The 20,787-nt window shown below is 68.4% G+C and carries 21 protein-coding genes; 9 read left to right on the top strand and 12 right to left on the bottom strand.

What is annotated here, in order from left to right; genetic code table 11:
• Positions 1–60: 60 nt before the first annotated feature.
• From ACFYTS_RS10255 to ACFYTS_RS10245, 3 genes are all read left to right on the top strand, one after another.
• On the top strand, positions 61–525 hold the full coding sequence (locus ACFYTS_RS10255; RefSeq protein WP_357280191.1) for a hypothetical protein: 465 nt from the start codon (positions 61–63) through the stop codon (positions 523–525).
• A 182-nt stretch (positions 526–707) separates the two neighbouring features.
• Positions 708–1,925, top strand: a complete 1,218-nt coding sequence (locus tag ACFYTS_RS10250; RefSeq protein WP_357280193.1) for an acetyl-CoA C-acetyltransferase — start codon at positions 708–710, stop codon at positions 1,923–1,925.
• A 157-nt stretch (positions 1,926–2,082) separates the two neighbouring features.
• Positions 2,083–2,421, top strand: coding sequence for a DUF1330 domain-containing protein (locus ACFYTS_RS10245; protein ID WP_357280195.1), 339 nt, complete (start codon positions 2,083–2,085; stop codon positions 2,419–2,421).
• A gap of 95 nt (positions 2,422–2,516) precedes the next feature.
• Here the strand turns inward: ACFYTS_RS10245 and ACFYTS_RS10240 are convergent, their stop codons facing one another.
• From ACFYTS_RS10240 to ACFYTS_RS10210, 7 genes are all read right to left on the bottom strand, one after another.
• A complete protein-coding gene (locus ACFYTS_RS10240) occupies positions 2,517–3,380 on the bottom strand; it encodes a Bax inhibitor-1/YccA family protein (RefSeq protein WP_357091810.1) in 864 nt (287 codons plus the stop codon).
• Between the two features lie 140 nt (positions 3,381–3,520).
• Positions 3,521–4,447, bottom strand: coding sequence for an LLM class F420-dependent oxidoreductase (locus ACFYTS_RS10235; protein WP_387302892.1), 927 nt, complete (start codon positions 4,445–4,447; stop codon positions 3,521–3,523).
• A 14-nt stretch (positions 4,448–4,461) separates the two neighbouring features.
• Entirely contained in the window at positions 4,462–5,610 is a 1,149-nt protein-coding gene (locus ACFYTS_RS10230) for a class I SAM-dependent methyltransferase (RefSeq protein ID WP_387302660.1), read from the bottom strand.
• A 92-nt stretch (positions 5,611–5,702) separates the two neighbouring features.
• Positions 5,703–7,130 carry an MDR family MFS transporter gene (locus ACFYTS_RS10225; protein ID WP_357280199.1) on the bottom strand — a complete coding sequence of 476 codons (1,428 nt, stop codon included), beginning with the start codon at positions 7,128–7,130 and terminating at the stop codon, positions 5,703–5,705.
• A gap of 72 nt (positions 7,131–7,202) precedes the next feature.
• Entirely contained in the window at positions 7,203–7,694 is a 492-nt protein-coding gene (locus tag ACFYTS_RS10220; protein WP_387302657.1) for a hypothetical protein, read from the bottom strand.
• Positions 7,695–7,807: 113 nt separating this feature from the next.
• The gene (locus tag ACFYTS_RS10215; protein WP_387302654.1) at positions 7,808–9,484 is read right to left on the bottom strand and encodes a DUF885 domain-containing protein; all 1,677 of its coding nucleotides are present in this window, start codon (positions 9,482–9,484) and stop codon (positions 7,808–7,810) included.
• Positions 9,485–9,542: 58 nt separating this feature from the next.
• Positions 9,543–10,460 carry a ribonuclease Z gene (locus ACFYTS_RS10210; RefSeq protein ID WP_387302652.1) on the bottom strand — a complete coding sequence of 306 codons (918 nt, stop codon included), beginning with the start codon at positions 10,458–10,460 and terminating at the stop codon, positions 9,543–9,545.
• Positions 10,461–10,566: 106 nt separating this feature from the next.
• Here ACFYTS_RS10210 and ACFYTS_RS10205 point away from each other — a divergent pair, with 106 nt between their 5' ends.
• Both ACFYTS_RS10205 and ACFYTS_RS10200 read left to right on the top strand, forming a co-directional pair.
• Positions 10,567–11,046: a DUF6153 family protein gene (locus ACFYTS_RS10205; protein ID WP_387302650.1), complete on the top strand. Its 480-nt coding sequence runs from the start codon at positions 10,567–10,569 to the stop codon at positions 11,044–11,046.
• 89 nt (positions 11,047–11,135) lie between these two features.
• Positions 11,136–11,786: a DUF305 domain-containing protein gene (locus tag ACFYTS_RS10200; RefSeq protein WP_387302648.1), complete on the top strand. Its 651-nt coding sequence runs from the start codon at positions 11,136–11,138 to the stop codon at positions 11,784–11,786.
• Between the two features lie 58 nt (positions 11,787–11,844).
• Here the strand turns inward: ACFYTS_RS10200 and ACFYTS_RS10195 are convergent, their stop codons facing one another.
• On the bottom strand, positions 11,845–12,132 hold the full coding sequence (locus ACFYTS_RS10195) for a hypothetical protein (RefSeq protein ID WP_357092367.1): 288 nt from the start codon (positions 12,130–12,132) through the stop codon (positions 11,845–11,847).
• A gap of 147 nt (positions 12,133–12,279) precedes the next feature.
• Positions 12,280–13,737 (bottom strand): APC family permease, encoded by a 1,458-nt coding sequence (locus ACFYTS_RS10190; RefSeq protein WP_387302646.1) that lies wholly within the window; start codon positions 13,735–13,737, stop codon positions 12,280–12,282.
• A gap of 288 nt (positions 13,738–14,025) precedes the next feature.
• On the opposite strand from ACFYTS_RS10190, the gene ACFYTS_RS10185 reads away from it, so the two are divergent.
• On the top strand, positions 14,026–14,898 hold the full coding sequence (locus ACFYTS_RS10185; RefSeq protein WP_387302644.1) for a hypothetical protein: 873 nt from the start codon (positions 14,026–14,028) through the stop codon (positions 14,896–14,898).
• Position 14,899: 1 nt separating this feature from the next.
• On the opposite strand, the gene ACFYTS_RS10180 is transcribed toward ACFYTS_RS10185, so the two are convergent.
• Entirely contained in the window at positions 14,900–15,652 is a 753-nt protein-coding gene (locus ACFYTS_RS10180; protein ID WP_387302641.1) for a hypothetical protein, read from the bottom strand.
• 24 nt (positions 15,653–15,676) lie between these two features.
• Here ACFYTS_RS10180 and ACFYTS_RS10175 point away from each other — a divergent pair, with 24 nt between their 5' ends.
• Positions 15,677–16,609, top strand: a complete 933-nt coding sequence (locus ACFYTS_RS10175; RefSeq protein WP_387302639.1) for an alpha/beta fold hydrolase — start codon at positions 15,677–15,679, stop codon at positions 16,607–16,609.
• A 9-nt stretch (positions 16,610–16,618) separates the two neighbouring features.
• On the opposite strand, the gene ACFYTS_RS10170 is transcribed toward ACFYTS_RS10175, so the two are convergent.
• The gene (locus tag ACFYTS_RS10170) at positions 16,619–17,659 is read right to left on the bottom strand and encodes an NAD(P)-dependent alcohol dehydrogenase (protein WP_357280219.1); all 1,041 of its coding nucleotides are present in this window, start codon (positions 17,657–17,659) and stop codon (positions 16,619–16,621) included.
• Between the two features lie 140 nt (positions 17,660–17,799).
• Here ACFYTS_RS10170 and ACFYTS_RS10165 point away from each other — a divergent pair, with 140 nt between their 5' ends.
• Positions 17,800–19,263, top strand: a complete 1,464-nt coding sequence (locus ACFYTS_RS10165; protein ID WP_387302636.1) for a flavin-containing monooxygenase — start codon at positions 17,800–17,802, stop codon at positions 19,261–19,263.
• Positions 19,264–19,268: 5 nt separating this feature from the next.
• Entirely contained in the window at positions 19,269–20,186 is a 918-nt protein-coding gene (locus tag ACFYTS_RS10160; protein ID WP_387302633.1) for an alpha/beta hydrolase, read from the top strand.
• Positions 20,187–20,204: 18 nt separating this feature from the next.
• Here ACFYTS_RS10160 and ACFYTS_RS10155 read toward each other — a convergent pair whose 3' ends face one another.
• Positions 20,205–20,774, bottom strand: a complete 570-nt coding sequence (locus ACFYTS_RS10155) for a helix-turn-helix domain-containing protein (RefSeq protein WP_357280225.1) — start codon at positions 20,772–20,774, stop codon at positions 20,205–20,207.
• Positions 20,775–20,787 lie beyond the last annotated feature (13 nt).

Here is a 20,787-nt window from a genome sequence, read left to right as displayed (position 1 = left end):
GAGATGCGGGCCTTCGCGCACGTCGGCGATATCACGCTTGCCGGAAATTACCATCGCCCCATGAGGATGCCGACGAGCTTGGCCGCCGCCTCCCTGCTGACCGTTCTCGGCAGCACGACCATGATCATCTCCGCCGCTCCCGCCACCGCCGCAACCATCGAGTTTCCGCAGGTCCCGAGCATGTACCACGATGCGATGCTGTGCGGCGGCCCGATCCGATCCTGGGCCGACACGAGCCCGCAGTGGCCCGGCCGGGCGATCTTGAGCGTGCAGGCGCTGCCGGTCGCCGGGTTCGATCCGGGCGAGTTCTCCTTCGCTCCGATGTGTGAGACCACCGCCACCGTCGCCTGGCGCAACATGAACACCGGCGCCGCCGGCGAATATCGAGTTCCCGTCCTCGCGGGCTTCTACGGCAGCGAGCACTACGCGTTGTTCCAGGACACCGGACCCGGCCACATCGTCGTGACCGTCTACACCGACATGGCGAACATCCCGTCCCACAGCGCTTTTGATGTCCCCTCCTGAACGCGAACGTGCCCTACCTCTTCTCGACTCGTGCCGCGCTGCCGCAGGCAGCGCGGCACGAGAACCGAGCGAGTGCGATTTCCCACAGACCAGTGGATGGGATACCGGCATACCGGATGTAGGACACGAAACACACCCGTCGTAAATTCGAAGAGGATCACCCCAGCAAAAAAGGAGTCCTCATGGCTGAGGCCGTCATCGTTTCGTACGCCCGCTCGCCGATCGGCCGCGCCGGCAAGGGTTCTCTGGTGAGCATGCGACCGGACGATCTGGCCGCGCAGATGGTGCAGGCCGCCCTGGACAAGGTGCCGGGCCTCGACGTCAACGATGTCAACGACCTGCTGCTGGGCTGCGGCCAGCCCGCCGGTTACGCCGGTTTCAACATCGCGCGCTCGGTCGCCGTGCAGCTCGGCTACGACTCCCTGCCGGGCGTCACCGTCAACCGCTACTGCTCCTCCTCGCTGATGACCACCCGCATGGCGTTCCACGCCATCAAGGCGGGCGAGGGCGACGTGTTCATCTCGGCCGGTGTCGAGACCGTCTCCAACTTCCCGAAGGGCACCGCGGACGGCTGGCCGGACAGCCACAACCCGCGCTTCGCCGACGCCGAGGCCCGCACCCAGGCGACCAAGGCCTCCAACGCCACCTGGACCGACCCGCGCGCCGAGGGCCTGCTCCCGGACGTCTACATCGCCATGGGTGAGACCGCCGAGAACGTCGCCACCTTCACCGGCATCTCCCGCGAGGACCAGGACCACTGGGGCGTGCGTTCGCAGAACCGCGCCGAAGAGGCCATCAAGGCCGGCTTCTTCGAGCGTGAGATCACCCCGGTGACCCTGCCCGACGGCACCGTCGTCACCACCGACGACGGCCCGCGCGCCGGCACCTCGTACGAGAAGATCTCGCAGCTGAAGCCGGTCTTCCGCGAGAACGGCACCATCACCGCCGGTAACGCCTGTCCGCTGAACGACGGTGCGGCGGCGCTGGTCGTCATGTCCGACACCAAGGCCAAGGCGCTGGGCCTGACCCCGCTGGCCCGCGTCGTGGCCACCGGCGTCTCCGGCCTGTCGCCCGAGGTCATGGGTCTGGGCCCGATCGAGGCCGTGCGCAACACCCTGAAGAACGCGAACATGACCATCAACGACCTCGACCTGTACGAGATCAACGAGGCCTTCGCCGTTCAGGTCCTGGGTTCGGCCCGCGAGCTGAACATGGACGAGGACAAGCTGAACGTGTCCGGTGGCGCCATCGCCCTCGGCCACCCGTTCGGTATGACCGGCGCCCGCATCACCGCGACCCTCATCAACAACCTGCAGACCCACGACAAGCAGTTCGGTCTGGAGACCATGTGCGTCGGTGGCGGCCAGGGTATGGCGATGATCATCGAGCGCCTGAGCTGATAACTCGGCACTGACGCGGGCCGCTCGACCTCACGGTCGGGCGGCCCGTTTCGTTTCCCGGGGCCGGGCCCGCGGTATTACCTGGCAGGTAATCGACTTCGTTCCGCGTAGGCGGAAACATCAAGGGCAGCACAGCAATCCGATCGAGGAGCTCGAAATGCCCGGTTACGCCATCGCCAATCTGTGGGACGTGGACCTCAACGCCGAGATCGTGGAATACCTGGAGCGCATCGACTCCACGCTGGAACCGTTCGGCGGCAAGTTCATCGTCCACGGCGGCACCCAGCGGGTCATCGAGGGCCCGGCCACCGCGATCGCCATCGTCATCGAATTCCCTGACCACCAGTCCGTTCTCGCCTGGTACGAGTCGGACGCCTATCAGGCGATCCTGCCGCTGCGCGTGCGGAACTGCTCCAGCATCGCGATCCTGGCCGACTACTGCGGCGCGGATCACGTCGCCACCGACGTGCTGAAGGAGGTGGTGACCAACGAGTGAAGCTGTTCTCAGGCTTGGCTACACAGCAGTGGGCGGGCACCGGATTCCCGATGCCCGCCCACTCGCGTATTCAGCTGTCCGTCAGCCCTTCCGGATTACCGGTCCTGGAAGTAGCTCAGCAGGCGCAGGATCTCGAGGTACAGCCAGACCAGGGTGACGGTCAGGCCGAACGCCACGCCCCAGGCCGCCTTCTCCGGAGCCTGGGCCCGGATGAGCTGGTCGGCGGCGTCGAAGTCCAGCAGGAAGCTGAAGGCCGCGACACCGATGACCACGAGGCTGAAGACGATGGCCAGCGGGCCGCCGTCACGCAGGCCGAAGCCGCCCGAGGTGAAGAAACCGGCGACCAGGTTGCCGAGCATGAGCACCAGGATGCCGATCATGGCGCCGACGATCATGCGGGTGAAGCGCGGGGTGACGCGGATCGCGCCGGTCTTGTAGACCACGAGCATGCCGAAGAACACGCCGAAGGTGCCGAGCACCGCCTGCGCGATCAGGCCCGAGCCGCCGACGCCGCCGATCTCGACATTGGTGAACAGGAACGAGAACGAGCCCAGCAGCAGGCCTTCCAGCGCCGCGTAGCTGAGCACCAGCGCCGGGTTGTCCTGCTTGCGGCCGAAGGTCATGATCATGGCGAGCGCGAAGCCGCCGAGACCGCCGACCAGCAGGAACAGCATGGCGAGGCCGTGGTTGGCCGAAGTGAGCGCGTAGGACAGGATCGCCGTCAGGGTGACCACGCCGAGGGTGATGCCGGTCTTCTGGACGACATCGTCGATGGTCATCGGACGGGTGGTGGGCACGGCCGGCTGGTAGGGCTGCTGGTACCCGCCCGGGTACTGCGGCGGCTGCTGACCGTAGGGGTTGCTGGGGAACTGTCCGGCTCCAGGCGCCGAGCCGAAGCCGGCATAGCCGCCCTGCTGCGGCTGCAAGTTCCGGAAGACCGGGTTGGATGTGGAGCGCATTTCCGTGCGTCCCTTTCTGGAGTCGCGGCTCACGTCGGTCGTGGCCAGTGAAGCTACTCGTCCAACGCGTGATGGGGGCCCGGAGTTCCCGAACCCCACAGATCGGACTGAACGGACTTTACCTCAGCTTTACCGAAGGATCAGGTCAGTTGACCCATCACACGAGTGGCGATCAGCTCCAGGTGGTCCAGATCCGACAGGTCCAGCAGCTGCAGGTAGACCCGGCGCGTCCCGGCGATCTCCGCGTAGCGGCCGAGCTTGTCGACCACTTCGTCCGGGCTGCCCGCCAGGCCGTTGGCCCGCAGCTCGTCCACCTCGCGCCCGATGGCGGCCGCGCGCCGCGCCACCTCCGCATCGGTCGCGCCGACACAGGCGACCAGGGCGTTGGAGAAGGTGATGTCCGCGGGATCGCGGCCGATGTCCTTGGCCGCTATGCGGACCCGATCGAACTGCTCGGCGCTGGCCTCGGCGGACTGGAACGGCACATTGAACTCGGTCGCGTACCGCGCGGCCAGGCGCGGGGTCCGCTTGGCGCCCATACCGCCGATGATGACCGGGACGCGGTCCTGCGCGGGCTTGGGCAACGCTGGGGAATCGGTGAGCGTGTAGTGCTCGCCCGCGAAGGAGAAGGTCTCCCCCACCGGCGTCGACCACAGGCCGGTGACGATGGCCAGCTGCTCCTCGAAGCGCGGGAACTTCTCGGCCGGGAACGGGATGCCGTAGGCGGCGTGTTCGGCCTCGAACCAGCCCGCGCCGAAACCGAATTCGACGCGGCCGCCGGACATGGCGTCGACCTGGGCCACCTCGATGGCCAGCACGCCCGGGTGCCGGAAGGTCGCCGAGGTGACCAGGGTGCCCAGCCGGATGCGGCTGGTCTCGCGGGCCAGCCCGGCCAGGGTGATCCAGGCGTCGGTGGGGCCGGGCAGGCCGTCCGCGTCGCCCATCTTCAGATAGTGGTCGGAGCGGAAGAAGGCGTCGTAGCCGAGGTCCTCGGCGGCCTTGGCGACCGTGCGCAGGGTGTCGTAGGACGCGCCCTGCTGGGGTTCGGTGAAGATTCGAAGATCGATTCGTCCCATGAACCCTATTGTTCGGCGTCGCGCAGACCGCACACCGACCGGGTCACAGTGAACTTGCGATTGCGGCCCATCACATCGGTTCTGCCGACCATGCGCTCCATGACGCTGCGGTAGTTCAGGTGCGTGTTGTAGACGGTCCAGAGTTCGCCGCCGGGCCGCAGGACGCGGCCGGTCTGCTGGAACATCTTGATGGCCGAACCGGTGTGCACGGCCGCGCCGATGTGGAACGGCGGATTGCACAGCACCAGGTCGGCGCTGTTGTCGGGGGCGCTGGACATGGCGTCGTCGCGCAGCACGGTGACCCGGTCGGCGACATCGTTGGCGGCGACGGTGGCGCGGGTGGAGGCGATGGCGGCGGCGGACTGGTCGGTCGCTGTTACCCGGATGCCGGGGCGGGCCTTGGCCAGGGCGACCGCGAGAATGCCGGTGCCACAACCCAGGTCGATGGCGTCGCGGGCGTCGGGCTTCATCCGGCGCAGGTGGTCGAGCAGGAAGCGGGTGCCGATGTCCAGGCGCGGGCCGGAGAAGGCCGCGCCGTGCGCGACCACCTCCAAGTCCTGTTCGTCGAGGCGGTTGCGCACCGGAAAACGGGGTTCGCCAACGGGTTTGGGCTCGGCCGCGAGCAGGATGCGGGACTTCTGGCGGCCGCGGCTGGCGCGCACCGAGCCGAAGGATTCGGCGAGCACCTCGTTCATGGCCGGGGTCAGGTACTTGTCGCGGCCGCCGGCGAAGACCTCCACCTCGGGCAGCGCGAAACGCGCGATGGCGTCGGCGGTCTCGGCCAGGCCGGACAGGGCCCGCGGCAACCGCCACAGCACAACGCGTACATCCGTGAGGAGGTCCGGGCCCAATTCCTCGGTGGAATAGCGATCGGATAGTCCGACAATTCGGGCATTGTTGGCGAGCGCCAATTCTCCGGTCAGCAAATCCTGATGCACGCGCACACCACGCAGGTCGTGCGCGGCGATCGCGCCGAGCGTCAACGCGCCGTAGCCGTCGTCGATCACCGCCACCCGCTGGTCGCCGACGGCGGCCAGCGAATCGGCGGCGACATCCAGCATGAGCCGGTCAGCGGCATCGACCGCGTACAGGTTCACCGCTTCGACATCCGGATACCGGCGCAACCGGCGCAATACGTCCTCGACCTCAACCACACCTACAGTGTGCTAGATCATTGCCGGACCATTCCATTCGGCACCACCGGTGGTCTTTTTCCGAAATGGAATGAGCGGCGCGCAATTCCCGTTCACGCCGAATGGATTTCCGCCGCGCTCCCCTCACCCCGCGGCATGAACGCGGCCGCCGCGATCATGACCGCCGCCATCAGGGCCACGCCGACGAAGACCAGATGCACCGCGGGCGCGAGATCGGCCGCGGCCGGATGATCGGCGTTCCCCAGGCGCGCGTTGACCACCGCGCCGAACACGGCCACCCCGACCGCGCTGCCCAGCGAGCGGGCGAACATATTGGTGGCGGTCACCACGCCGCGCTCGGACCATTCGCTCTGCGACTGCGCCGCGATCAGGGTCGGGGTGGCGACCAGGCCCATGCCCATCCCGACGATGAAGCAGCCGATCGCCACCTGGGCCAGGCTCGAGCCTGTGCCCACCAGCAGCAGTGACGCCGCGCCCACGGTGGCGAGGACGGTGCCGATCATGGCGGTCGATCGGAACCCTATGCGCAGGTAGACCTTCCCGGCCTGGGACGCCGCCAGCGGCCAGCCGAGCGTGAGCGCGCCCACGGTGAGTCCGGCGATCATCGCGCCACTTCCCAGCACGCCCTGCGCGAAGGTCGGCACATACGAGGTGAGCCCCAGCAGGATCGCGCCGACCAGCAGCGAGACCAGGCTGCTGGCCACCACCACGCGGCGGGTGAAAATCCACAGCGGCAGAATCGGATTCGCGGCCCGCCGCTCCACCAGCGCGAACGCCACCAGCGTCACCGCGCCGCCGCCGAACAGCGCCAGGCTGGCGGCCGAATCCCAGGCCCATGCCTGCCCGCCCTCGAGCAGCGCCAGAATCAGCGCGCCCGCACCGACGGTCAGCAGCCCCGCTCCCAGGTAGTCGATCCGATGGCTCTGCCGCGGAGCGCTTTCGGTGAACTTGCGCTGGATCATCCAGCCGGCCAGCGCGGCCAGCGGCAGGTTGACGAGGAAGATCCACCGCCAGCTGACGTATTCGGAGAACACCCCGCCCAGCAGCGGACCCACCACCGAGGAGGTCGCCCACACGCTGGCCAGGTACGCCTGCACCTTGGCGCGTTCCTGCACGGTGTAGACGTCACCGGCGATGGTCATCGCGATCGGGCTGACCGCGCCCGCCCCGATGCCCTGCACCGCACGGAAGACAATGAGCCCGAGCATGCTGGTGGCGAGCCCGCACAGCAGCGACCCGAGCGCGAACACCCCGATTCCGAACAGCATCACCGGTTTCCGCCCCACCATGTCGGCGAGCTTGCCGTAGATCGGCACGGTCACCGCCTGCGCCAGCAGATAGATGCTGAACAGCCAAGGGAACTGCGCGAATCCGCCGAGCTGGTCGGTGATGGTGAGCACCGCGGTCGCGATCACCGTGGAGTCCAGCGCCACCAGCGACGTCGACAACATCAACGCGGCCAGGATCGGCCCCCGCTCCGACCGCAATCCGATCGACGACTTCACATCCGTAGCCGTCACCGGCAACCCCTTCTCCACGACCCGACTCACCAACGAGTCGAACGCAGCGCCCGGGCCGCTATTCCCGCGGGGTCAGAACAGTCTGGCGCTGCCCCACGACCATCCAGCGCTGCCCGAGGTGAGCTGACCTGCCAGTCCGCACGGGGATGTCGCGGGCGGCGTGGCCGGGGTGCTGCCCGCGGGTGCGGATTGGACGTCGACAGCGACCGTCATCTTCTGCCCGGCGTACTCGACGGACAGGACGTGATGTCCGGCCGTCGCCGGGACCCACGTGATGCTGGCCCATGGCCGCATCTCGCTGTCGCCGACGTGCGCCGATTCCGTGCCCGTAACGCACCGGCCGTTGTCGTAGAAGCTCACCCATTTGTCCGCGTCGCTGTAGTTCAGGCTTGCGGTGACGGTGTACGCGGTTCCGGTGTAATAGTTTTCGGCGCCGATGATGCGAAACGCCAGGATCTCGGCCGATGCGGTGGGCGCACCCGCCGTGATCATGGCCATCGCGGCGGTGAATCCCGCCGTACCCCAGCCGATTCGGCGGCCTCGGTGCGCACTGGGAGAACCCACAGTGGGAACCCTTTCTCTTCGACGACGCTCCGTTCCCACCGCGAATCCTGATCTGAAGTACAGGTCTCTACACGCCCCTGTTTCTGGGGTCTCCAGCCGGTCACCCGGCTCGGCTAGAGCTCGGCCGCCAGATCTCGCAGGACCGGCAGGCTGACCGAGCCCGCGCCGAGAACCTTGTCGTGGAAGGCCTTGATGTCGAAGGCGGTTCCCAGGCGCTCGGCGACCTGCGCGCGCTGGCGGCGGATCTCGAGCTGACCGACCTTGTAGGCGACCGCCTGGCCGGGCATGGCGATGTAGCGGTCGATCTCGACGCGGATCTCCTCGACGCCGACGGGGGCGTTGGCGACCATGAAGTCGATGGCCTGCTGGCGGGTCCAGCCCTTGGCGTGCAGGCCGGTGTCCACCACCAGGCGGCAGGAGCGCCAGGAGTCGGCGGCCAGCATGCCGATACGGGCGAGATCGTCGGGGTAGAGGCCCATTTCGTCGGCGAGGCGTTCGGTGTAGAGCGCCCAGCCTTCGACGAAGGCGGTGTTGGAGAACGACATTCGCTGGAAAGCCGGGAGGTGGTCGAGCTCGTTGGCGATGGTGAGCTGGAGGTGGTGGCCCGGAATGGCCTCGTGGTAGGCGACGGCCGCGGTCTCGTAGCGATTGCGGGTGCCGGGCTCGCGCAGGTTGACGTAGTACGCGCCGGGGCGGGAACCGTCGGCGGCCGGGGGGAAGTAGTAGGCCGCGGGCGCGTCGGCGGCGAGGAAGTCGGGAACGGGCAGGATATCGCAGGATTGGCGCGGCAGGCGGCCGAACCAGCGGGGCATCTCGGCCTCGGCGGCGGCCAGGCAGGCGCGGGCGTCGGACATGATGTCCGCGGCGTCGGTGTAGCGCAACGCCGTGTCCTCGCGCAGGCGGGCGAAGATGGCGGTCTGGTCGGTGAGACCGAGTTCGCGCCCGCCGATCTCCTCGTATTCCGCCCGCAGCCCGGCCAATTCGTCCAGGCCCAGCTGGTGGATCTCGTCCGCACCGAGGTCGGGCAGCGTGGTGTGCCGTTGCAGCAGGCGGCGGTAGATGTCCGCGCCGTCGTCGCCGAGCCAGCACAGGCCGGGCCGCTCGTCGGGGCGGGCGACCGGCCGGAGTTCGGTGTCGAGCGCCTCCCGGTAGGCGGCGAACGCGGGACGGATGACATCGCGCGCGACCTCGGTCAGCTCTGCGCGCCAAGCACTTTCACCATCCCAGTCCGCCGGACCCGCGAGGGTGACGAACGGATCATCGGCCAGATCGGCGGACAGGTACCCGTCGAGCTGATTGATCGAACGCTCGATGGTGATCTGCGCGGGCGTCCGCCCCGCGGCGAGCCCGGCCCGGAACCGCTCCACGGCCTGCCCCATCAGCGTGCCGAACTGCCGATACCGCAACACCAGATTGCGCGCATTCTCCGGCGCGGGCGCGTTCACCTGCGGCGCCATGGTCAACATGGCCGAGTGCACCCCGGTCATCTGATCCGAGGCCATCTCCACCGGCCGCCACTCCAGATACGAGACCGCCGACGCCAATTCGGTCCGCAGCAGACTCCGCGTGGTGCGGTCCTCCGCACTCATCCCCGCCGCGTCCAACGCGTCCACATCGGCCAGCAGCCCCCGCCAGGTGCCGAGCAACCGCTCCTCCGCCCCTGCCGACAGATCCTCGATCCGATCATCGAATCGCCTGTCCCCCAACAGGGTCGCCTCACTGGGCGCGGACTCCAGCATGGCGTCCCAGTACCGGTCGGCGAGTGCGATGAGCTCCTTGTGCGCGTCCATGCCGACCATCATGCCCGCGCCCGCCCCGGCGGCGGGGGCGCCGCGAAACTTCGCACCCTCAGCGGCGGGGCGGCACCGGGATGCGCATGAGGTCCTCGGCCACCACGATCTCGCCGTCGAAATGGGCTCGGGCGTCGGCGAGATGCTGGTCGAGGGTGCGGTAGCGCTGGGAGTAGTGGGTGAGAACGAGGGTGCGGACGCCGGCACGGGCGGCGACCCGGGCGGCTTGGCCCGCGGTGAGGTGGCCGTATTCGACGGCGAGCTTCTCGTCGGCGTCGATGAAGGTGGCCTCGATGACGAGCATGTCGACGCCCTGGGCCAGGTCGTACACACCGTCGCACAGGCGGGTGTCCATGATGAAGGCGAAGCTCTGGCCCGGGCGGGCCTCGCTCACCTCGTCGAGAGTGACGGTGCGGCCGCCGATCTCGACCGCACCGCGCCGCTGTAGTTCGCCGACCACCGGACCTGACAGGCCTAGTTCGCGCAGTCGTTCGGGGATGAAGCGGAGGCTGTCGGGCTCGTCGAGGCGGTAGCCGAACGCCTCCACCGGGTGCGAGAGCCGGGCGGCTCGCAGGGTGAAATCGGCTCCCGGTGGGGGGAGTGCGCCGTTGTCGGCGATCGGGTGCGGATGCAGTTCGACCTGGCGGTTGTGGGCGGAGGAGTCGACGAGCCGCTCGTAGAAGACCTCGCCCGAGGCGGGGAAGTAGACGTCCACCGGGTGCAGCGCCCCGTCGAGGCTGATGCGGCCGAGTACGCCGGGTAGACCGAAGCAGTGGTCGCCGTGGAAGTGGGTGACGCAGATGCGGGTGATGCCGCTGGCGGCCACGCCCGCGAAGCTCATCTGCCGCTGGGTGCCCTCCCCCGGGTCGAACAGCAGCCCCTCGCGGTCCCAGCGCAGCAGGTAGCCGTTGTGGTTGCGCTGTTTGGTCGGTACTTGGCTGGCCGTTCCGAGAATGACCAGTTCGCGCTGTGACACGGCCGCCAGGCTACCGGCCGGCCCGCCGATCCTCGCGGCGGCGAGACCGGCGCGTCCCGGCGGAGATACCGCGAGGGGGTATGACCCGCGTGCGTAGAATGTCCGGGTGGTCGCGCAACGGTCCCCCGGCACCCGGTTCATCCGGGCCTTCGGGCTGCTCGCACTGCTGGCCGGATTGGTGGCCATGCACGCCCTCGTGTTCGGCATGAGCCACGACGGCATGCGCCACGACTCCGATCCCGCCATGAGCGCACCGGCAGCGATGGCCGATTCGCACGACCAGCCGATTTCCCTGCCCGACGCGCTGCTGGAAGCCGCACCGATCGCCGTGCTGGCGGCCATGGATCAGTCCATGTCCGCACCGGGCTGCGGCGGCGACTGCGGTGATGGTCACGCCGGTATGCACGGCTGCCTGTTCGTCCTGACGGCCTTGCTGCTCGGCCTGGGGCTGGCACTGCTGGCCTGGGCCGGTCCCGGCCGCCGCGACACGCTCGTCTCGACCCCGCGCCACCCGCGCGGATTCCCCGCCCGTCCACCTCCGTGGACGGTTCTCTCCCTGGCCGACCTGGCGATTCTGCGGATCTGATGGGCCCGCCGCGCCGCGTTACCTCGCGCGGACGCGGACTTCGGCATGCCCGGATCCGGATCATTCACCAAACCCCAAGGAGTTCAACCATGTTCAGCACCCGTATCAAGTTCGTCCTGATCGCCGCCACCGCCGCCACCGCGCTCGTCGCGGCGGGCTGCGGCAGCAATGACAGCGACGGCTCGAAGGCCACCACCACGACCGCGGCCATGGATCACGGGACCATGCCCGGCATGGATCACGGCCAGACCAGCACCTCGGCGCAGGCGGCGACCCGCAGTGACTTCAACGACGCCGATGTGACCTTCCTGCAGATGATGTACCCGCATCACGCGCAGGCCGTGGAGATGGCGAAGCTGGTGCCGACCCGCTCGCAGAACCAGGAGCTACTGACCCTGGCCAAGGCGGTGGAGGCGGCGCAGACCCCGGAGATGCAGCAGATCACCACGCTGCTGCGGAGTTTCGGCAAGCCCGCCCCGTCCGCCGATATGGGCGGCCACGCGGGCATGGACGGCATGATGACGAAGGATCAGATGGCGAAGCTGGAGAGCCTGTCCGGCCCCGAGTTCGACAAGCTGTGGATGCAGATGATGATCGAGCACCACAAGGGCGCGATCACCATGGCGAACACCGAACTGGCGCAGGGCTCCAACGCGGACTCCAAGGCCATGGCGCAGGCGATCGTCTCCGCCCAGCAGCAGGAGATCGATAAGATGAACAAGATGCTGGCGCAGGGCTAGTTCTCGAAACACGAACGGGTGCGCCGGGTTTCCGGCGCACCCGTTCGGTGGTTTTCCGTCAGCTGCCGATCACGGCGTTCATGATCGTGCCGGCACTGGTGGCGGTCGCGCCGCCGATCATGGCCCCGGCCACCATCTTCGGTGACTCGAGCCCACCGCCGCTCCACTTCTCCCAGGCGAACCGGCCGCCGCCGTAGGTGATGGCGGTGACGCCGGACAGCATGGTGAACCAGGTGAAGTAGCGGACCAGCTTCATCAGCTTGTCCGCCACCGGCGGCGTCTCCGGGGTGGGGTTGCCGATCTGCGCGACAACCGAGGTGTAAGCGTCATGCACGGCGAGGAGCATGCTCACGATCGGTTCCTCTCGGGATGCTGAAGCGGTGCTGATGGGCGGAACTTGTGGCACAACTCTCACTATTCGAGAGCAATTGAACCGCATTCCGGGAGGTGAATCCGGGACGACACACCACCAGCACCGAACCTGAGCGCCCGATCAGCTACCGGTTTTGGCTTCCCGGCCGTTCAGCAGCGAGTGCCGGCGCCCGTAGGCGAAGTACACGACCATGCCGATCGCCATCCAGATGACGAACCGCAGCCAGGTCTCCACCGACAGGTTGAACATCAGCCACGCACAGGCCAGCACCGACAGGATCGGGATGAGCGGCACCAGCGGCACCCGGAACCCGCGCGGCAGGTCGGGGCGGGAACGGCGCAGCACGACCACGCCGACCGACACCAGCACGAACGCGAACAGTGTGCCGATATTGACCATTTCCTCGAGCGTGCCGAAGTCGACGAAACCGGCCAGCACGGCGCAGACGACGCCGACGATGGCGGTGATCCGGACCGGGGTGCCCTTGGAGCCGGTGTGGGCGAGCTTGCGCGGCATCAGGCCGTCGCGGGCCATGGCGAACAGCACGCGGGTCTGGCCCAGGAACAGCACCATGACGACGGTGGTCAGACCGGCCAGCGCGCCGATGGAGATGAGGTTCTTGGCCCAGGTGACGCCGTGGATGGCGAAAGCCGTTGCGAGCGTGGCGTCGTTGCCCTGCAGGTCCTTGTAGGACACCATTCCGGTGAGCACCAGCGACACGGCCACGTACAACACGGTCACGATGGCCAGCGAGCCCAGGATGCCGCGCGGCACATTGCGGGCGGGATCCTTGGTCTCCTCGGCCGCGGTGGCGACCACGTCGAAGCCGATGAAGGCGAAGAACACGATGGAGGCCGCGGCGAGCAGGCCGTACCAGCCGAAGTGGCTGTTGCCGCCGCCGGTGACCAGCTGGAACAGGGTCTGGTGCACCGCGCTCGCGCCGCTGTCGGCATTGGGGACCGATTCGGGGATGAACGGCTTCAGGTTGGAGGCCTTGAAGTAGGTCGCGCCGACCACGACCACCAGGGCGATGACGGCCAGCTTGATGGCGACCGCGACCGCGGACACGCGCGAGGACAGCTTGGTGCCCATGGCCAGCAGCACGCCGAGGATGGCGATGAGCAGCACCGCGCCCCAGTCGAACTTGACCGATCCGATGTGCCAGATGGGCTGGGTGTTCAGGACCGTGCCGAGGTACTGCGACCAGCCCTTGGCCACGACCGAGGTGCCGAGCGCGAATTCCAGGATCAGGTCCCAGCCGATGATCCAGGCGATGAGCTCACCGAAGGTGGCGTAGGAGAAGGTGTACGCGCTGCCCGCGACCGGCACGGTCGAGGCGAATTCCGCGTAGCAGAGGGCGGCCAGGCCACAGGCCACGGCGGCGAACACGAAGGCCAGCGAGACGGCGGGCCCGGCCATGTTGCCCGCGGTACGCGCGGTCAGGGTGAAGATGCCCGCGCCGACCACGACCGCGACGCCGAAGACCGTGAGGTCCCACGAGGTCAGATCCTTGCGGAGCTTGGCGTCCGGATCGTCGGTGTCGCGGATCGACTGTTCGACCGACTTGGTCCGGAACAATCCGCTTCCGCGCGGGGCAGCGGGACCTGCAGTGTCTCGCGGGGAGTCCGATAGCGCCACTATCTCTCCTAAATCTGGCTTCTCGGCAACAAAGTAGTTCTCACCGATCGGTCACCGGCAGGCTCCCGGCCGGTGTGCCGTCGCTGGTGGCCGGAGTTATCGGCATCACACGAAACCGTAGCATCGGCTGGTACGTACCAGTTCAGCAACTGGCTGGACAACGATAAGGTCCCTGCGTGCCGTCACCGCGCCACGCCGAGGACCGTCGGGTCGGATTACTGTTTCGGTATGGGTGACGGGGGCCAGGCCACGGGCGGTGATCCTGAAGCGCTGGACCGGGTGCTGGCCGGCGCCCGGGGAGTCCGGGTCCGCGAGATGCCGGGCGACGCGCCGACCCTGATCGAGGAGCGCGACCCGGTTGCGGTGCGAGCGCTGCGGGAGGCGTTGCGGGTCGCCGACCTGCCCGGCTTCGTGTGCATGTGCTGGGGCGATGTGGCGCTCGACTTCTTCGACGCCGACGAACGCCCCCTCACCTCCGTGACCCTGCATCACGGCTACTCGGTCCGCTGGCCCGGCTGGCCGCAGGACGCGCGGCTCGCGGACGGGATGCGCTCACTCGAATGGCTGGCGGTGCGCGGCGTCCCGGTGCCGCTGCAGGAGTTCCGCGCGGCCGAGCAGCGCCAGGCCGAGAGCGACCGCATCGCATACGGCTGGGTGGCCGAGATTCCCGAACCGCTCATACCCTTCGCCGGACTCTTCCTGGATACGTCCACCACCGGCGGCGGTCTGACCGGACCCCAGGTGGAGGAGACCCGCGCCCTGCTCCTCATGGCATACCCGGATCCCGTCGATCGAATCCTGCGACTGTGCGCCTGGTTCGCCGGAGGCACCGGGAGGTACTCGGGATACCCTGCGCACGAACGCATTCCGGCGCGGTTCCTCCTCTTGGAGGACCAGGCCGATTTCGCGCGAGCGGTGGAGCTGGCCGACGACCGCGCCACCGCGGGCGCGGTCCGCTACCTGCTCAGCTGGGATACCCGGAAGCGCTTGGCCCACCTGCTGTCCGCGCTCTCCCCGGGCGCCCGCCGCAAGATTCTGGCGCACGCCCGGGACGCGGAAGCCCGCCGCTGGCTACACCGCCGCATCGCGGGATTGCAGTAGATCAGCCGACCGGGGCCGGGCGCAGCAGCTGCTCACCGCAGAAGCGCCGGACCACTTCCTCATCGCTGAATTCGGACTCGGGAACGCCCTTTTCGTCGTCGACGCGGCAGGTGCTGTGACCGTCCTTGTCGTAGGTCCGGATGATCTCCGCGACGAACACCAGCTTCGATCCGACGAACTTCTGGAATTCGATGTACTTGTCCGCGGGACCGTTCTTGGCCATGCCCGCGATGTAGCCGCTCGCCGTGCGATCGACTCCGATGCCGAAAACGCGTCCGGCCTCGACGAATTCGGACTTGCCGGCCTTGGGCCGGAAGACGACGTAGTTCGAGTTCCCCACGATCGCGGTGGAGATGGGCACGATCAGCTCGTCGCGACCGTCGACGTCCAGGTCGGCCAGGTAGGGCTCGGCGGGCACCTCGGTGTCCCGGACGTACAGATTCTGCAGGGATTTTCCGTCGCTCCCCAGGACATCGACGTTCGTCCGGTCGTAGCCTTCGGCACTCGCCTTGTGCCGCACGATGAACGAGAGCCCTGCGCTGTCGCGAGAGGTCAATCGACAATCCGGCAGCACTTCGTGTGCGCCCGCACCCGCGCCGGGGATGTCACCGCACATCGGCAGGGCCGCGGCATCCACCGTCGTCGCCGGAGGCGTTTTGGCCGGAGCCTGCGGATCCGCGATGGTGTCGCCGGACCCGCAGGCGGTGAGCAGCGTGCATGTCGTGATGGCCAGCATCGGCCAGAGCCTCCCCATACTGTGGAGATTAACCTGGATTCCATGGTCGAGTTTCCCGAGAGCAACGTGGGTCCGAAGTTCAAGGGCAAGCGGGTCGGGTACTTCCGCGAGACGGCCGGGTATCGGCGGTACGCGCAGGCGTACCAGGACGGGTTCGAGCAGTTGCCGCCGGTGCGCGAGACGATCGACGTGCCGACGAGTTTCGGCGTCGTGCGGGCCTATCGTTTCGGCGACGGGGACACGACGCCACTGGTGTTGTTGCCGGGCCGCCAGGCCTCGACTCCCCTGTGGGCCGCGAATCTGCCCGGATTGATGGCGGTGCGGCCGGTGATCACGCTGGACCTGCTGGGTGAGCCGGGCCTGAGCGTGCAGTCCAAGCGGTTGACCGATGACGCGGATCAGGCGACCTGGCTCTCGGAAGCGCTGGCCGAGCTGGAGTCTCGGCCCGTGCACGTGCTGGGGGTGTCGATCGGCGGGTGGTCGGCGGTGAATCTGGCGGTGCGCCACCCGGAGCGGGTCGCGTCGCTGATCACCTTGGACGCGCCGTTCGTGTTCGGCGCGATGACCTGGAAGATGATCGTCATCTCGTTGGGCTCGGTGCTGCCCGGCATGCCGGAGAAGTGGCGCAATTCGTTGCTGAGCTGGATCTCCGGTGGCGTGTCCGCGCCGCAGGACATGCCGGAGGGGCGGTTGATCGCGTCGGGCATGAAGGACTTCGCCGCGTACCTGCCGATGACGAATCGGATTTCCCGGGAACAGCTTTCGGCACTCGCCCAGCCGTATCTGGGCATCTTCGCCGGCCGCAGCATCGTGCACAATTCCCGCAAGCTGGCGGACCGGGCGCGAAAGCTGGTGCCCGGCGGCCAGTTCGAGGTGTGGCCGGACGCGTCGCACGCCATCAACGGCGAGTATCCCGACGAGATCGCGGCGCGGGTCGCGAAGTTCCTCGGCGAGATCGGGTCCGCTGAGGATTGATGTCGTCGTCTACGGCACCAGGACGGCGCGTCCCCGGATGTGCCCGGCGTCCAGGCGGCGCAGGGCTTCCGGGCCGTCGTTGAGGTCGAAGCGCTCGACCTCCATGTGGATCTTGCCCGCCTGCGCGAGCGCCACGCAGGCGTGCAGGTCGCCGCGGGTACCGCCGAGCGACTTGCGCACGGTGGCGCCCCAGGGCCAGCCCGGGCCGCCGGCGGGTCCGGCGGTGATCTCCGGTGCGCCGCCGCCGATTCCGACCATGCGGTAGGCGCCGTTGGGGGCGACGGTCTCGCAGGCCAGTTTGGCGGTGGCGTCGACGCCGACGAAGTCGAACACGGCGTCCGCGCCGCGCCCGTCGGTGAGGTCGAGGATCTGCTTGGCGGTGTCTGCGCCGGAGAGGAAGCCGATGTCGGCGCCGCAGTCGCGGGCCAGGTCCAGCTTCTCCTGGGCCTGGTCGACCGCGATCACCCGGACGCCTGAGATGGCCTGCAGGATCTGCACACCCACGTGGCCGAGCCCGCCGATGCCGATGGCGACGACGGTGCCGCCGGGCCGCAGGGCTTCCCGGGCGCCGCGAATCGCGTGGTACGCGGTGAGGGCGGCGTCGGCGACGGGAGCGGCCTGGACGAAATCGAGGTCGCCGATGGGCACGAAGGCGCTGGCCGGGATCCGCATGTATTCGGCCATGCCGCCGTCGAGGACCAGGCCCGGGGTGGGCGGCATGGCGACGCGGCCGGCGGCGAGGCAGACGTTCTCGTTGCCGCTCACGCATTCCCGGCAGACGCCGCAGGTCCAGAACAGGTAGACCAGGCCGCGTTCGCCGATCTCGCGGCCGTTCACGTCGGAGCCGATGGCCTCGATGGTGCCCGCGACCTCGTGGCCGAGGGTGAGCGGGTCCTCGCGCAACTGGATGGGGAAGTTGACCAGCGTCAGGTCCGAATGGCACACGCCCGCGGCACCGACCTTGATCAGCAGGTCGGTGGGTCCGATGTCCGGTACCGGGATGTCGTTGATCTGCACCTTTTCCGGGCCGGTCCACTGGAGTGCGCGCATCGTGCTTCCTTGCCTAGATGTTGTGACCTGGCGCACACAGTAGCAGTCGCTTTACACAGTGTCTAGCGAATGACGGAATGTCTACCGATATCCGTCAAACCCATCCCGGCCCGAAAGACACATGTCTAGGCTCCCGTCCCATGAACTCACCGCGGATCGCCATCGTGGGTGCCGGAATCTCCGGCATCTGCATGGCCGTGGCCCTGCAGCGCGCCGGATTCCCCGAATTCACCATCTTCGAGAAGGCCCACGACTACGGCGGGACCTGGCGCGACAACAGCTATCCGGGCCTGGTGTGCGATGTGCCGTCGCGGTACTACCAGTTCCGGTTCGCTATGAATCCCGAATGGACGCAGCTGTATTCGGCCGGACCGGAGATCAAGGACTACTTGGTCGGGGTGGCGCGCGAGCACGGTCTGGACCGCAATACCCGCTTCGGCGCGGAGGTGACCGGCGCGGTGTTCGACGACGACGGCTGGCAGGTCACCACGTCCGAGGGCACGACGGAACGCTTCGACTTCGTGCTGTGCGCAACGGGTTTCCTGCACCACCCGACCCGGCCTGACATCCCCGGGCTGAACGAGTTCGACGGCCCGGTCATGCATTCGTCGCGCTGGCGGCACGAGGTCGAGCCGCGCGGGAAACGGGTGGGCGTCATCGGCACCGGGTCCACCGGCACCCAGCTGGTGGGCGCGCTCGCGGGTGTGGCCTCGGAGGTCCGGCTCTTCCAGCGCACTCCGCAGTGGATCCTGCCGACCGTGAACCGTCCGTACACGAAGGCGGCCAAGCGGCTGTACCAGCTGGCGCCCGCCCTGGGCGTGGTCCCCTACTGGTTCAATCGCGGGGCGTTCGCGGTGTTCTCGCAGGGCCTGGCGCATCCCGGGTGGGTGCGCAAGCTGATCCAGTGGGTGGTGGAACGCCATCTGCGCTCGGTCGAGGATCCCGAACTGCGCCGCAAGCTGACGCCCGACTACCAGGCCATGTGCAAGCGGCTGGTGGTCTCCGACCGCTTCTACAAGGCAGTGCAGCGTCCCGATGTCACGCTGGTGACGGAGCACATCGACAGCGTCGAAGGGCGTGGTGTGGCCACCGCGGACGGACGCCTGCACGAGCTCGACATCCTGGTATTGGCAACGGGATTCGACTCGCACGCGTTCATGCGCCCGATGGCGATCACGGGCGCCCACGGTCGCACCCTGGACCAGGCGTGGGCAGACGGGCCGCGCGCCTTCGAGGGCGTCATGATGCCGGACTTCCCCAACCTGTTCATGCTGGTGGGCCCGCACAGCCCCTTCGCCAACCACCCGCTGACCGCGGTCGCCGAGGCGCAGTCCGCGCGCATCGTGAGCTGGCTGCGACGCTGGCGCGCAGGTGAATTCACGACGATCGAGCCGACCCACGCCGCCACCGACCGCTACAACGCGCGCATGCGCGCCGCCGCGCCGAGCACGGTGTGGACCACCGGCTGCACCAGCTGGTACCTGGGCAAGGACGGGCTGCCGGAGCTGTGGCCGTGGACGCCGGGCCGTTACGAGAAGCTGATCCGCGGCACGCCCGATCCGGTGGACTACCATCTGAAGCACAGTATTCCGAGCGGGAAGTGATGATCGTGCAGAAAGCCTTGTGGCGCTTCGTTTCCCGCCTGATCGGCCACTGGATGTTCGGCCCGGCCCCGGATTGGAACCGGGTACGCGCACGGGTCGGTGCGAGCACCGCCTTCGCCCGCGCGCCGCGCGGTGTCGCCGTCACGGCCGGTCGACTCGGCGGCGTACCGGTCGAAACCCTCACCCCGCGTGCGGCTCCCGCCAACGCGGCGGTGCTGTATCTGCACGGCAGCGGCTATGTGATCGGCAACTCGAGCATGGTCCGACCCCTGACCGGCGCGCTGGCGGCGGCCATGGGCACGACGGTCCACTCCCTCGACTACCGCTTGGCTCCCGAGCACCCGTACCCCGCACCCATCGAGGACACGGTGGCGGCCTATCGAGCGCTGCTGGCGCAGGGCATTCCGGCTGAACGCATTGCCGTGGTGGGCGATTCGGCCGGTGGCGGGCTGGCGCTGGATCTGGCGATGCGGTTGCGCGACGAGGATCAGCCGCAGCCCGCGATCCTGGGACTGATCTGCCCGGTGCTGGATCTGTCCGCGAGTTCTTCGGCGTTCCACTGTGATCCGAGCCGGGAGCCGCTGCTGAATCCGCCGCTGATGGCGCAGTTCATGGACGCGTACCTGCCCGGTGTTCCGGAGCAGGAGCGGCACGCTCGTTCCCCGCTGTATCGGGACATCACCGGTCTCGCGCCGATCGTGATGCACTCGGCGGGTGACGATCTGCTCGCCGGAGACGCGCGGGAGTTCGCCGCGCTCGCCGCGAAAGTCGCCGCGCCCCTACGGCATCGCGAGTTTCCGCATCTCTGGCACGTCTTCCATGTGCTGCCGATGCGGGTAGCGCGCGAGGCGGTGGACGATCTCGCGACCATGCTGTCGGACCGTCTCTTCGGTCATCACCTCGGCCACCGGACCGGCCGCTGACCAGAGCCGAACGCGGGCTCAGACGAAAGCGCGGCTGACCACCGGCGCCACGAATTCCTCGAGCATGGCGCGTTCCTCGGCGTCGTCGCGGCCGGGTGCGGCGAGGAAGGACACGATGATCCGGGTCAGCCAGCGAGCCAGGCGGCTGCGTTCCGGATCGGTGAGCGGGGTGGGCGCGAACAGGCCCGCGGCGATGGATTCGATGACGTCGGAGTCCTGGCTGATCCGCCCGGCCGCGCCGGATTCGCCAGGCCGGAACCAGGCGATGAGCATGGGGTCGGCGCGGACCGCGCGAATCGAGCCGAGCATGGCGGCCACCACCCGTTCGCCCGGATCCTCGACGGCGGCGACCTGCTCGAACACCCCCGCGGCGATGCGGCGGGTGGCGCGGTGCACGAAGGCCAGACGCACGGCCTGGCGGTTCTCGAAGTAGCGGTAGAGGGTCGCGCGGGAGCATCCGGCCGCCTTGGCGATATCGCCCATGCCGACCGCGGCGACGCCCCGCTCGGCGAACAGGCGCGCGGCCGCGTCGAGAATGCGTTCGGCGGCCAGGTCGGCCCGTCCGTCGGCCAGCCAGTCTCGGCTCATGCGGTGTCCCTTC

It is taken from the genome of Nocardia sp. NPDC004151 (assembly GCF_042874235.1).
Classification (GTDB): Bacteria; Actinomycetota; Actinomycetes; order Mycobacteriales; family Mycobacteriaceae; genus Nocardia.
The sequence above is the reverse complement of the archived record's forward strand: the minus strand, read 5'-3'. Positions and strand labels throughout refer to the sequence as shown.